9 protein-coding genes and 1 pseudogene are annotated in these 13,373 nt (G+C 50.4%); all 10 read left to right on the forward strand.

Annotated features, from left to right (window positions below; genetic code table 11):
- Nucleotides 1–13 precede the first annotated feature (13 nt).
- The 10 genes and pseudogenes from NT140_07500 (at nt 14) to NT140_07545 (ending at nt 13,373) form a co-directional block, all read left to right on the forward strand.
- Nucleotides 14–322 (forward strand): putative quinol monooxygenase, encoded by a 309-nt coding sequence (locus tag NT140_07500; protein MCX5831719.1) that lies wholly within the window; start codon nt 14–16, stop codon nt 320–322.
- 30 nt (nt 323–352) lie between these two features.
- Nucleotides 353–904 carry an HDIG domain-containing protein gene (locus NT140_07505; GenBank protein MCX5831720.1) on the forward strand — a complete coding sequence of 184 codons (552 nt, stop codon included), beginning with the start codon at nt 353–355 and terminating at the stop codon, nt 902–904.
- A gap of 62 nt (nt 905–966) precedes the next feature.
- Nucleotides 967–1,791, forward strand: coding sequence for a HesA/MoeB/ThiF family protein (locus NT140_07510; protein MCX5831721.1), 825 nt, complete (start codon nt 967–969; stop codon nt 1,789–1,791).
- 36 nt (nt 1,792–1,827) lie between these two features.
- A complete protein-coding gene (locus NT140_07515) occupies nt 1,828–2,091 on the forward strand; it encodes a sulfurtransferase TusA family protein (protein ID MCX5831722.1) in 264 nt (87 codons plus the stop codon).
- Nucleotides 2,092–2,222: 131 nt separating this feature from the next.
- Complete coding sequence (locus NT140_07520; protein MCX5831723.1) at nt 2,223–5,078, forward strand: SNF2-related protein; 2,856 nt, start codon at nt 2,223–2,225, stop codon at nt 5,076–5,078.
- A 133-nt stretch (nt 5,079–5,211) separates the two neighbouring features.
- Nucleotides 5,212–5,982 (forward strand): DUF3800 domain-containing protein, encoded by a 771-nt coding sequence (locus tag NT140_07525; protein MCX5831724.1) that lies wholly within the window; start codon nt 5,212–5,214, stop codon nt 5,980–5,982.
- A 290-nt stretch (nt 5,983–6,272) separates the two neighbouring features.
- Entirely contained in the window at nt 6,273–8,975 is a 2,703-nt protein-coding gene (locus tag NT140_07530; protein ID MCX5831725.1) for an AAA family ATPase, read from the forward strand.
- Nucleotides 8,976–9,055: 80 nt separating this feature from the next.
- A complete protein-coding gene (locus NT140_07535; GenBank protein MCX5831726.1) occupies nt 9,056–9,751 on the forward strand; it encodes an AbiV family abortive infection protein in 696 nt (231 codons plus the stop codon).
- Nucleotides 9,752–9,782: 31 nt separating this feature from the next.
- Nucleotides 9,783–11,405, forward strand: a complete 1,623-nt coding sequence (locus NT140_07540) for a site-specific DNA-methyltransferase (GenBank protein ID MCX5831727.1) — start codon at nt 9,783–9,785, stop codon at nt 11,403–11,405.
- Nucleotides 11,402–13,373, forward strand: a pseudogene (locus NT140_07545) (DEAD/DEAH box helicase family protein). The gene NT140_07540 and the pseudogene NT140_07545 overlap by 4 nt, the downstream one beginning before the upstream one ends.

Raw genomic sequence — 13,373 nt, forward strand, 5'->3', positions numbered from 1 at the left:
AGAGAGGTGCGGCATGATTTACGTTATCGCGACGGTTGATCTGGCGGCAGGAAAGCGGGCTTTATATCTGCAAGAACTCAACAAGATTATTCCGCTGGTAAGATCTGAAAAAGGGTGTGTAGAATACGTTCCGGCAGCCGATGTAATCACGGACATACCGGTTCAGGAGCCGATCAAGGAAGACACCATTACCATTACTGAGCGCTGGTCAGATATTGACGCCTTGAAGATTCATCTGATGGCGCCCCACATGCAGAGCTATCGGGAAACGGTCAAGGATTATGTGCAGCTTGTCAGGATAAGAGTTCTGGCGCCGCTTTAGAATCAGGCGAGGTCTCTCCGGAGAAGAAAAATGACAAAGATTACGGACGACAGGATACCTTCCCGGGCGGAATGCGATGCACTCATGGTGCAATATTCCATGCTGCCAAACATCGTGAAGCATTCCCGGGAGGTCATGCGTGTTGCCCTGGCGATCGTGGACAATCTGAGAAGCGGTGTATCCGTAAACAGGGACTTGGTGCTTGCGGCCGCGCTCCTGCACGACATCGCCAAGACCAAGTCTCTGGAAACAAAGGAGCGTCATGATGAATCCGGCGGAGCGCTTTTGAGGGAGCTGGGATTCCGAAGCGCCGCTGAAATTGTGGAGCAGCACGTCATAATTCATAATTTTAATCTTGAGGGAAGGCTTGAGGAGCGGGAGATCGTATACTACGCCGATAAGCGCGTGCTGCACGACACTATTGTGACCATTGAGGAACGGGTGCATGACCTCATCCAGCGATACGCCGCCACAGAGGAGATACGCCACCGGATCCTCCAAAACAAAACCCAGGCGCTCGCAGTTGAACGGAAGATCGCCGGCTTCATGGCAATGGATTTGCACCGCTTCCTTGGAAGGTAAAGTGGAGCGGATTATCGAACCGGGACAGCCGGGCAGCGGAAAAGTCTGGTAATGGGTGAAATATGTTACACGAAAACGTTATGATTGATTTTACAGAAGCACAGTTGGAAAGATACAGCCGGCACATCATCTTGTCGGATATCGGCATTGAAGGGCAGCATGCAATTCAGTCAGGCAAGGTACTGATTATCGGCATGGGCGGCTTGGGATCTCCTGCCGCCCTCTATCTGGCCGCCGCCGGTGTGGGCACAATCGGGATAGCCGATGCCGACCGGGTGGAGCTTTCGAATTTGCAACGGCAGGTAATCCACTTTACCAGCGATCTCGACCGCCCGAAGGTGGAATCGGCGGCGGAAAAAATGCGGGCCATCAATCCTGATATTACTGTCAAAACATATTGCGAATATATCCAGGCCGCCAACATAGGACCAATCATCGCCGATTACGATTTTGTCATTGACGCAGCGGATAATTTTGCCACTAAATTCCTCATCAATGATGCCTGCGTAATGGCCGGCAAACCATTTTCCCACGGGGGGATATTGCGCTTCCACGGCCAGACCATGACCTTTCTTCCCGGACAGTCGGCCTGTTACCGGTGCATCTTCCCTGTTGCACCGCCCCGCGGTTCGACGCCGAGCTGTTCGCAGGCTGGCGTGCTGGGCGTTGTGGCCGGGATACTGGGGACCATCCAAGCGGCTGAAGCTTTGAAATTCATCACCAAAACCGGCACGCTGCTGGCCGATGCCCTGCTCACCTTCGACGCCAAGACCATGCTCTTCCGGAAAGTAGAGATCCGTCGTAATGCTCAATGTCCCGTATGCGGTGATCAGCCTGCCATCACGACCCTGATGGACGGGGAACAGGCGGTTTGTGATTTGGACTAACGGAGTTAGCATTATCCTGAATATCAAAGGGAATAAATGACCATACAATTCGACACCATCAAGCCTGAGGAGCAGATTCCGGCGTTTAAGGACCTGCGCGGCGTAGTCTGCCCGATGAACTTCGTGAAGACTAAGATGGAGCTGGCCAAACTGAAAAGTGGTCAGTTGCTCCGGGTCTTTCTCGATGACGGGGAGCCGATCGCCAATGTCCCACGCTCGGTGGCCGAAGAAGGACACCAAATTTCAGAACAAACGAGGATAGACGACTACTGGTCCGTGCTAATCGAGAAGAAGCGTTGATTATGAATAGATATTGATTAATGAAAGCTAATTTATATCTGATATGTGACCTTTCATATTTTGATTGTGTAGGAGTAGATCATCGAATGATTATGAGATAATAGCTAAAGGGGATAGCTGAACCTTTGACAATCACTGACTATCAGGCAAAATATATAGCTTACGAGCTAACCCGCCGATTTCCTCCAGACAGCACGGAGAAAATTACTGCCGCTCTCGTTGATGCGCAGGTTGATCTTAATCCTCATCAGATAGATGCCGCACTCTTTGCATTCAAATCGCCGCTCTCCAAAGGCGCGTTACTTGCCGACGAAGTGGGTTTGGGTAAAACCATCGAGGCTGGCCTTGTGCTTTCGCAGAAGTGGGCCGAACATAAGCGGCGTATTCTTGTCATTACACCATCCAATTTGCGCAAGCAGTGGTATCAGGAGCTGACTGACAAATTTTTCTTGCCTTGCCGACTGCTGGAGTCCAAATCGTACAATGATGCTGTAAAACAGGGCCGCTTCCGTCCCTTTGAGGCGCCGGAGATCATCATCTGCTCGTACCATTTTGCCAGGAACAAGGCGAGCGATGTCCATGCCATCCCCTGGGATCTGGTGGTCATTGACGAGGCGCACCGCCTGCGCAACGTCTATAAACCGTCCAATGTTATTGCCAATACGCTCAAACTGGCCCTGGCCGGTAAGGACAAACTACTCCTTACGGCCACTCCTCTGCAGAATTCACTGCTGGAGCTGTTTGGCCTGGTCAGCTTCATTGACGAACACACGTTCGGAGACCTGAAGAGTTTCCGCGAACAGTTTGCCAACCTCAATCAAGAGCAGGTATTCCAAACTCTCAAGGCACGGCTCCGGCCCGTCTGTCATCGCACTCTGCGACGCCAGGTGTTGCCGTACATCAAGTTCACCAAGCGTTTGCCCCTGGTCCAGGAGTTCACGCCGGAAGAAAGCGAAGACAACCTCTACCACCTGGTTTCGGAATATTTGCAACGCGATAATCTGCAAGCCATGCCGACAAGCCAGCGCTCCCTGATGACACTGGTTCTGCGCAAACTGCTGGCCTCTTCCACATTTGCCATTGCGGGCGCCTTGATTTCAATTTCCAATCGGCTGAAAGCCAAGCTCCGCAAAGAAGAATCGCCAGAATCGCTTGAAGAAGAGCTTGAGCAGGATTATGAAGCCCTCGACGAAACGACCGATGAATGGACCGAAGATGAACCTGAACAAACGCTCTCCAGGGAAGACCGTGCGGCTATCGAGAAGGAAATAGCCGACCTCGACGCGTTTGCCCGGCTTGCCACATCTATCCAACACAATGCCAAGGGAAAGTCTCTGTTGCAGGCGCTGGAAATTGCCTTTGCCAAGGCGACCGAGATCGGCGCTGCCCAAAAAGCCGTCATCTTCACCGAATCGCGCCGTACCCAGAGTTACCTGTTGCGCCTGCTTGCAGACAGTCCTTTTTCCGAAGGCATTGTCCTGTTCAATGGCTCCAACTCAGACGAACGTTCCCGGCAGATTTACACCGACTGGCTTGCCCGCCACCAGGGTACAGACCGCGTCAGCGGATCACGCACCGCCGATCTGTGTTCAGCGCTGGTTGATTATTTCCGCGAGCAGGGCCGCATCATGATTGCCACCGAAGCCGGCGCCGAAGGCATCAATCTCCAGTTCAGCTCCCTCGTCGTGAACTACGATCTGCCCTGGAACCCTCAACGCGTCGAACAACGCATCGGACGCTGCCACCGTTACGGCCAGCAACACGATGTGGTAGTGGTCAACTTCCTCAATCGCAAAAACGCCGCCGATCAGCGGGTATTTCAACTTCTGTCCGAAAAATTCAAACTCTTCGAGGGGGTGTTCGGCGCCAGTGATGAGGTGCTCGGCGCCATAGAGTCTGGTGTGGATTTCGAAAAACGCATTGCCGCCATCTATCAGCGCTGCCGTAAACCCGAGGAGATTCAAAGCGCTTTCGACCAGCTGCAGCTCGAACTCAGCATGGAAATCAACGAGGCCATGACCCACACGCGCCAGGAATTGCTGGAGAACTTTGATGATGAGGTAAGAGAAAAACTCAGAATCCGCGATGAGGCCTCCAAGGCTTTCCTTAATCATTTCGAGCGTCAGCTCATGCAGTTCACCCGGCATGAGCTGAACGGCCATGCCGAGTTTCTGGCCGATGCGGCCTTTAGACTGAAAACCCAGCCTTTTCCCGAAAAGGCAGATCAAATACCCTTAGGTCTCTATGAATTGCCGCGCCGCTCCGGGGAGGCCCGTCTGTATCGTCGAAACCACCCCCTTGCCGAGGCGCTGTTAGACCGGGCAAAAAGCCGGGAATTAAGACCCGCCGAAATTAACTTTGACTATGCTAAACATGATGGTAAGGTCTCCGTACTGGAATCCTTTATTGGCCAGACAGGTTGGCTTACGGCGTCGCTTTTCACTATCGAATCTCTTGATCAAGCGGAGGATTATCTTATAGTTTCAGCCATGACCGAGCAAGATATCATGCTGAATGAAGAAACTGCCGCTCGCCTCCTCAGCATACCTGGTCAGGTTACCGGTTATGTAGCAGAGCCATCCCGGATTGAAATTTTGACTGACTCTACACGACAGCGCCAGTCCAATATTCAAAAAGAGATTTCCGCGCGCAATGCCCGCTTTTTCGAGGCCGAAGCGGAAAAACTCGATGGCTGGGCCGATGATCTGAAAGTCGGCCTGGAGAGGGAAATCAAGGAGCTGGACCGCCAGATCAAGGAGGCGCGCCGGGCCGCCACCGCCGCGCTGACCCTGGAGGAGAAGTTAGCCGGGCAAAAGCAGATCAAGGCCCTGGAGGCCCAGCGCAACCAGAAGCGACGGTCGTTGTTTGACGCCCAGGACGATGTGGATCGGCAGCGAGAGGCGCTGATTGCGCAGATTGAAGGTAAACTGCAACAAAAAGAGACGATTCAGCAACTCTTCACGATTCACTGGGCGCTAAGGTCATAGAGCGCACGGTATATAGCTTTATGAAGTAGAAACAATCTGTATTTATAGAGGCTTGGAAGGTTATTCCGGTTTCAAGTGAAGTAAAGCTGAGGGCGCCATAAAGGGAAAACGTGAGGTCGCATAAGGGAAAACGATGAAATATCGGATTTATATTGACGAAGTCGGTAATCCTGACCTGGACAGCTCGGAAAATCCTAATCATCAATTTCTAAGTCTCACGGGCGTGATCATCGAGCTTGGATATGCCGCCTCCACGGTGCATCCGCAAATGGAGGAAATCAAACATCGATATTTTCAAGCACACCCTGATGAACCAATTATTTTTCACCGTAAGGAAATGTTCAACAATCGACATCCCTTTGAAAGTTTGGCCGATCCTGCCATCAGGAAGGCTTTTGACAAGGACCTCCTTCACCTTATGAGGGATTGGCAATACAAGGTGATCTCTGTCTGCCTTGACAAGAAAAAACACAAGGAAACTTATTCTGTGTGGCGTTTCGATCCCTACCACTACTGCCTGGCTGTCCTGCTGGAGCGATTTGTATTCTTCCTGAAACGAAATGATGCATGTGGCGATGCTATGGCAGAATCACGTGGCGGCAAGGAGGATAGACGGTTGAAAGACTCCTTCGAGGGGCTTTGGGAAAATGGAACGGATTTCGTTGCTCCCGATCAGTTTCAGGCCTGCTTGACAAGCCGTCAATTGAAGGTCAAAATAAAAGCAAACAACATTGCCGGCCTTCAGCTTTGTGATTTGATTGCGCACTCCAGCCGCAATGAAATTCTGAGGGAACAGGGCTTGTTCAAGGGAAGTGTTTTCCCTTTCGGTGAAAAGGTCATCAAGATTCTTGAAAGCAAATATGACCAGGAAGGTCAGCGCTGCTTTGGAAAGAAATTTATTTGAAGATCGCAATAAAAAAGGCCCTTACGGGCCCGATGGCTTCGCCATCCACCTCCGGATGACCGGATTGATGTTATTCTGACGAATTGATTTTAGGATGTCAAGCTTTTTCTGTCGTTATATTTTTTTCTCAAAGGCGGCATAATTTGATAGCAATTGTAAAACTGCTTGAATGCAAAGAAGAATAGCGTATTGCATGTCCAATCTAATACCTCCAATTTAGATTGGGCATGCATTTATGTCTTGAACGGAAACAGTGACATAAGCAGGACAAAAATAGCGAGGATGTCAAAATGGAAGCTCTGATAAAACAAAAGCCAATCTCAGCCCTCCATGAAATTCTCAAATGGTCTGCCAGCCGACCCGAGTGGCAGCGGGATGCACTTCGACGTATAATCATCAAAGATGCCCTGGATGCAGGTGATATCAAGGAATTGAACCAGCTCTGTCGTGCCAAGCATGGGATACTGCAGGTTACAGAATCAATTGCGAAAGCAGAAGTCCTTGACGAATCCCTCATTCCACCGAAGTCTGGCTCAGAGGCATCAGTAACACTTGTATCAATCGGCAACCTGCAAAATGTAAATCGTCTTCCATCTGATCAGACTATTCCGTTTGGAACGGGTCCAAGTTTGACACTCATATACGGAGATAATGGCACGGGCAAGTCTGGCTATGCTCGCGTTATCAAAAAGATGTGTCGCACGCGTGGAGCACTCCCGGAAATTCGTCCCAATGCGTTTGCAGCCGTACCCACCAATCCGCCATCAGGTACCGTTGTCTGCCGTATTGCGGGCACAGATTATCCATTACTTTGGCAAGACGGAACACCGTCCGATCCTCGCCTATCCAACGTGTTCGTCTTCGATACACATACGGCAGAGCACTATCTGGAACAGGATAGCCCGGCAGTATTCACCCCTAACGGCTTAGATGTGTTGCCGAAGTTGTCCAATGTTTGTGATTCGATAAGCCAACTGATCAAGCAGGACATTGACCGCGTTAAAGCTGACATTGAAGCGGCAGCAAAAAACTGGAAGTACAATGCAACCACTTCTGTAGGAAAGCTTCTTGATGGATTGAGCGCAGATACGAAGCCAAGCCATGTAGAAGCATTATCTGGACTTGATGAACGGCAAAATAACCGTTTAAAGGATCTTGCCGAAGCACTTAAGTCAGACCCAAAGCAAAAAGCGAAAGAAACTCGTGCAGCCGCAGCACGATTAAATATCTTTGCAGGGAAGATAGCGGAAACTTATACTAACCTCTCCGTAACGCAAATATCAGACATCCACAAACTGGTTGAGGATGCCAAGGAAGCTGAAAAAGTTGCGAAGTCATTTGCAACTGGCCATTTTGATGTGTCTTATCTTTCTGGCACTGGCGAAGAACTATGGCGCAGCTTGTGGGAGGCCGCAAGATCATTTTCGGTTTCTTCGGCATACAAAAACCAAGCTTTCCCTGTAACTGCCGATGGAGCACGGTGTGTCCTTTGTCAACAAAATCTTGAGCCACCTGCCATTGATCGCCTTCAAGCATTTGATGCTTTCTGCAAAGATCAGAGTCAGAAACTTGCAGAACAGGCTCGAAGAAGATTGAAAGAAGCCTTTGAAAAGATTCAGAAGATGGAGGTTCTCGATCCTGAATATATTAAGGTCCAGGCCGATTTGGTAGCAGTAACAAAAACCGAAACAAATAACATAAGTGAGTTTGTCAAAAAAGCCGATGAATGTCTGACAACGATAAAGAACAATTTGAAAGGTGGTGTATGGGAAGAACCTGCGCTGATTCCCTTATCGCCGCCCAAAAATGTTGAGGGCATCCCACTACGTGCGGACGCAGAGGTGGCATTGCCGCGTCCAGGACTGGCAGATGATATCACTGCGATAGCAACCAGTCTGGAAGAACGTGCAAATACAGAGGAATCGGCTGAAGATCCCGAAATTCGCAAAAAGCTGGTAACAGAACGCGATGAATTAGCGGCCCACGATTGGCTTTCGGGTGTGAAAACCGATGTACTCACTCAAATTGATAGATACAAACAAGTCGTAAAATTAGGAACGTGCCAAAGAGACACTTTAACCACCCAAATAACAACAAAAAATAGCGATTTGACCAAGCAGATCGTGACGGATACCTTTTGCCAGCGGTTCAAGGATGAAGCCAAGGAATTAGGACTGAGCACGATATCCGTGAAGCTTGAGGAAATCAAAGGAAAAAAGGGAGAGATGAGATTTGGCGTACGGCTTGATTCTAATGCAACTTGCACTGTCAGGGATATTGCCAGCGAGGGAGAAAATCGCTGTATAGCTCTTGCCGCGTTCTTAGCCGAGTTGTCACAGGCTTCGCATCAATCTGCACTTGTATTTGACGACCCCGTTTCGTCATTTGACCATCGGTACCGCGAGAAGACTGCAGCACGTCTTGTTAAAGAAGGTAAGGTCAGGCAGGTTATTGTATTTACGCATGATGTAGTTTTTTTGAATGATTTAAAGATTTATGCAAATGATAACGAGGTTCCCTTGGAGCCCTTCTACCTCGAATGGAATAGTGGCAGACCAGGGCAGTGTATCAAAGGACTGCCCTGGGACTGGAAATCGGCAGATGACCGCTTCGACAAGCTGGAAAAGGAACAAAGAGCAATTGCAAAAGATTGGAACCATGCTCCGAATGAAGACAATATCCAGTCTATCAGGCAGGCCTATAGCTGGCTTCGAGCCACTTTAGAACGAATCGTCGAGAAAGAGATCTTGGCAGATGTGGTATTTCGGTATCGGTCATACATTGATGTCAAAAAACTTGATCGTGTGGTAGGTTTCCAAGAGAGTGAGTGCAAAGAGTTGCAGCGGCTTGTGAAGCGTTGCAATGACGTAACCGAGGCCCACGATCCAGCGGGTAAGCATGCTGCAGTTCCCTCACCAGATGACTTTAAGGCAGAGATTGATGCCACAAAACAGCTTGTGAAACAGATTCGTAACCGAAGGAAGACAGAATAATTAACCGCAGGTTCGGGGGTAGCCGACGAGTGTCTCATCCGTAGAAAGGCAGCATAGACGTAAGGTGTCTCGTAGGAAATATGCCAGAAATAAAGGATAGATTCACTAAATCAGCCAAATTATGTTTGGAGAATAGCCAACGGCTTCTTAATGAGGCTGAACTTTTGGAATTTGAAGATCCACCATCAACAAGATATTTTCTATCCATGATCGCTCAAGAGGAGTGTGCCAAAGGATTTATGTTATTTTTAGTATCTATAAAAGTAATTCCTTGGAATCCTCTAATTTTTCGAGCAACACGTGATCACAGATGTAAACAATTATTGTGCGTTGTAATTGACTTTCTTACGGATGATAATGAATTCATAAATAGAATTAACAGTTTTATATTAGAAAACAAACGGTTGGATATTCCAGCAAGAGTAAATGATTCTATGTTTATCCTCCGCCATGAAAAGATTGGACGATGGGAATCAAATACATGGGTATGGGCGGAAGATCCAAGTTATGAAGAGACGGCCTTAAGCGTTTCTGAAGGAAGGCAGGACCGAGTGAAGCAGCGGTCTTTATATGTTGAATTGGGAAAAACTGGAGAGGTACATGCCACACCCAAGGAGATAACTCAAGAGCAAGCCAATACCGAATATGAGAAGGGGCGGAGGTTCACTTCCTTCCTTAAAGACCTCGTAAGTGGGGAAATACCTACTAGTGTAGATTATGAGAACGTCGAGCAGGGGTTCCGAGCTTTGTTTTCAAAGTACGTGGAGAATGCGTAAAACAGGTTATTAGGAACGATAGGATACTTATATGGTGAAATCGACAAAGCTCGAACTTACATGGATAGGCAAGGAGAATAGGCCGAGGCTGGAGCCGCGGATTCTGCTGGAGGAGCAGGAGAGGTCCTATCATGCCAAACACCGGGTAACGGGGAAGGACATTTTCGACAACCGGCTGATCTTCGGGGACAACCTGCTGGCGCTGAAAGCTTTGGAAGCGGAGTTTACCGGCAAGGTCAAGTGCGCGTCCATCGATCCGCCCTACAACACCGGCAGCGCCTTTACCCACTATGACGACGGCCTGGAGCATTCCATCTGGCTGTCGCTGATGCGCGACCGGCTGGAGATTATTCGCAGGCTATTGGCGGAGGATGGTTCGCTGTGGATTTCAATTGATGATAATGAGGCCCATTACTTAAAGGTGCTTTGTGATGAAATTTTTGGGAGAAAGAACTTTATTAACACTGTAATCTGGCAGAAGGGATTTACAATAAAGGGTACTGCAAAGTTCTTTTCCACAGATCACGACTATATTTCTGTCTATGCTAAAGATGCTGACAAGTTGAAAATAAATCCTTTACCAAGGACTCAAAAGCAGGACGCTGATTACAAGAATCCTGATAATGATCCTCGTGGCCCATGGCAGTCAGTTGCAATATCTGCAAGAAATTATTACAGTAAAGGGATGTATTCAATAACCTGCCCAAGTGGCAGAATAATTGAAGGACCTCCAAAGGGACTATACTGGTCTATAGCTTATGAAAAGCTTAAAGAACTCGATATGGAGGGGAAAATTTGGTGGGGTAAAGATGGGAATGGGACACCCCGTCATAAGAGATTTTTAACAGACGTATTCCAGTTTCGGATTCCGCAAACGATTTGGAATTATGATGACGTAGGGCATACACAAGAAGCAAAAAAAGAAGTTATGAAATTTAACTCTGAGGACGTGTTTGCAACACCTAAACCTGAAAGACTCATTCATAGAGTGATTCATATCGCTACCAACCCCGGCGATCTCGTCCTCGACTCCTTTGCCGGTTCCGGTACGACCGGCGCAGTGGCGCACAAGATGGGGAGACGATGGATTATGGTGGAACTGGGCGCGCATTGCCATACGCATATCATTCCTCGCTTAAAGAAGGTGATCGATGGTGAGGACCCCGGCGGCATAACGAAAAGCGTCAACTGGAAGGGCGGCGGCGGTTTCCGCTACTACCACCTTGCGCCGTCACTGCTGGAAAAGGACAAGTGGGACAACTGGGTCATCAACAAGACCTACAATGCCGCCATGCTGACGGAGGCGCTCTGCAAACTGGAGGGCTTCACCTATGCGCCCAGCGATTCGGTCTATTGGCAGCACGGCCGCTCAACGGAGCGGGATTTCATCTATGTGACGACAGCCAAATTGACCCATGAGCAGCTTCAGCAACTATCCGACGAGGTTGGGCCGGACCGCTCGCTCCTGGTCCTCTGCACCGCTTTCCGCGGTCGGGGGGATTACCCGAGTCTGACGGTAAAGAAGATCCCCCGGCAGGTTCTTTCCCGTTGCGAGTGGGGCCATGACGATTATTCGCTGAGGGTGGAGAATCTACCGGCTGCACCGCCCAAACTTGGGCAACAGGAACTTTTCGAGGAGGAGGGTGGGGAATGAACCGTCACGTAAACGCCATTGCCGGCAGGTTGAGCCTGCGCCCACCGCAGCGCCGGTCCCTGGAAATTCTTGACCGCATTACGGAAATTGCACCACCAGGCAAGAACACAGATACGGCTGACCAGCTTGCGGCTATTCAAAGCGAGTTCCCGTCAGTGGTAGATTTTGAGCGAGAGTTTCCGTCGCTGTGCTTTGCTCTCGCTACTGGCGTGGGGAAGACACGGCTCATGGGTGCCTTCATCAGCTACCTGCACCTGGCCCACGGCGTCAACAACTTCTTTGTCCTGGCGCCGAACCTGACCATTTACAACAAGCTTATTGCCGATTTCACGCCCAACACACCGAAATACGTGTTCAAGGGAATCGCGGAGTTTGCGACGGATGCTCCGGAGATCATCACCGGTGATACCTATGAATTGCGGGCGCGGACGCTGTTTGACGAACTCATCCGCTGCAAGATCAATATCTTCAACATCTCCAAGATCAACTCCGAGGTACGCGGCGGCAAATCGCCCCGCATCAAGCGCCTTTCTGAATATATCGGGCAGAGCTATTTCGATTACCTTTCGGGCCTGCCGGACCTGGTGCTGCTCATGGACGAATCGCACCGCTACCGGGCCAGCGCCGGGGTGCGGGCCATCAACGAGCTGAAGCCGATTCTGGGCTTGGAATTGACCGCCACGCCCTTTGTGGAGACGAACCGCGGGCCGGTACAGTTCAAGAACGTGATCTACGACTACCCGCTGGGCAGGGCGATGGCCGACGGCTTCGTCAAGGAACCAGCCGTAGTAACCCGCAAGAATTTCAACCCCGCAGGCATGTCTCATGAGGAAATCGAACGTCTGAAGTTAGAGGACGGTGTCCGGCTGCATGAGAGCGTGAAGGTGGAACTTGAAACATACGCCAGGGAAAGCGGCAACCCGATCGTAAAGCCTTTCCTGCTCGTAATCGCCCGCGACACGACCCATGCGGGTCAGTTGATGCAATTGATCAAGTCAGACGCTTTCTTTGCGGGGGGATACCGGGACAAGGTCATTCAAGTAGATTCAAGCAGAACCGGTAGCGAAGAGGAAGAAATGATCGAACGCCTGCTCAAGGTTGAAGCGACTTCCGAGCCGACGGAGATTGTCATTCACGTCAACATGCTCAAGGAAGGCTGGGACGTTACCAACCTCTATACCATCGTGCCTCTCCGGGCGGCCAATGCCCGCACCCTCATCGAGCAGTCCATCGGCCGGGGGCTTCGCCTGCCCTACGGCAAGCGAACCGGTGTCATGGCCGTTGACCGCCTTAACATCGTTGCCCATGACAAGTTCCAGGAGATCATTGATGAGGCCAATCGGCCCGATTCGGCGATCCGGTTGCAGGCGGTCGTGCTGGACGAGGCAGAGCTGGGCCAGAAGATGGTCACGGTGGTGTCGCAGACGCACCTGGCGACGCAATTGGGAGTTAAGCCGCAGCAGGTGACGGGCAGCACAAAGATGGCCGGGCAAGACCAGGCGCCTGTTTTCACGAAGCCGGAAGAGCAGCAAGTGGCGAATATTGCCTGGGATGTTATTCGCAAGCTGGAAAGCCAGCCGCAAATGCTGCCAGACATGAACCATCTGAAGAAGCCGGAGATTCAGGCGGCCATTGTCAAAGCGGTGGAGGAACAACGTCAGCCAGCGCAACTGGAATTGGAGGGGGTGACGGAGAAGCCGGACATTGCCGCCGTGGTGGCCAAGACGGTGGAATTGATCACCGAGCAGTCCATCACCATCCCGCGTATTCTTGTGACGCCGAAAGGAGAGGTGAAGTCGGGATTCAAACCCTTTACGCTGTCCTTGGAGACGCTGAAATATCCGGCAGTCTCCGACGAGTTATGGATTCACAACACCTCCGGACCCATCAATTGGAAGTGCTGGCGCTGAGCCGTGGCGGTATTGAGGAATCACGTTTAGAGGACTATGTAGTGAGCGGCCTGGTTGA

The sequence above is a fragment of the Deltaproteobacteria bacterium genome (genome assembly GCA_026388415.1).
Lineage (GTDB): Bacteria > Desulfobacterota > Syntrophia > Syntrophales > JACQWR01 > JAPLJV01.

What these genes read in the sequence shown, in the direction of transcription:
- NT140_07540 (MCX5831727.1), top strand. Translation starts at nt 9,783, where the DNA reads ATGGTGAAATCGACAAAGCTCGAACTTACATGGATAGGCAAGGAGAAT.
- NT140_07515 (MCX5831722.1), top strand. Translation starts at nt 1,828, where the DNA reads ATGACCATACAATTCGACACCATCAAGCCTGAGGAGCAGATTCCGGCG.
- NT140_07510 (MCX5831721.1), top strand. Translation starts at nt 967, where the DNA reads ATGTTACACGAAAACGTTATGATTGATTTTACAGAAGCACAGTTGGAA.
- NT140_07525 (MCX5831724.1), top strand. Translation starts at nt 5,212, where the DNA reads ATGAAATATCGGATTTATATTGACGAAGTCGGTAATCCTGACCTGGAC.
- NT140_07500 (MCX5831719.1), top strand. Translation starts at nt 14, where the DNA reads ATGATTTACGTTATCGCGACGGTTGATCTGGCGGCAGGAAAGCGGGCT.
- NT140_07535 (MCX5831726.1), top strand. Translation starts at nt 9,056, where the DNA reads ATGCCAGAAATAAAGGATAGATTCACTAAATCAGCCAAATTATGTTTG.
- NT140_07530 (MCX5831725.1), top strand. Translation starts at nt 6,273, where the DNA reads ATGGAAGCTCTGATAAAACAAAAGCCAATCTCAGCCCTCCATGAAATT.
- NT140_07505 (MCX5831720.1), top strand. Translation starts at nt 353, where the DNA reads ATGACAAAGATTACGGACGACAGGATACCTTCCCGGGCGGAATGCGAT.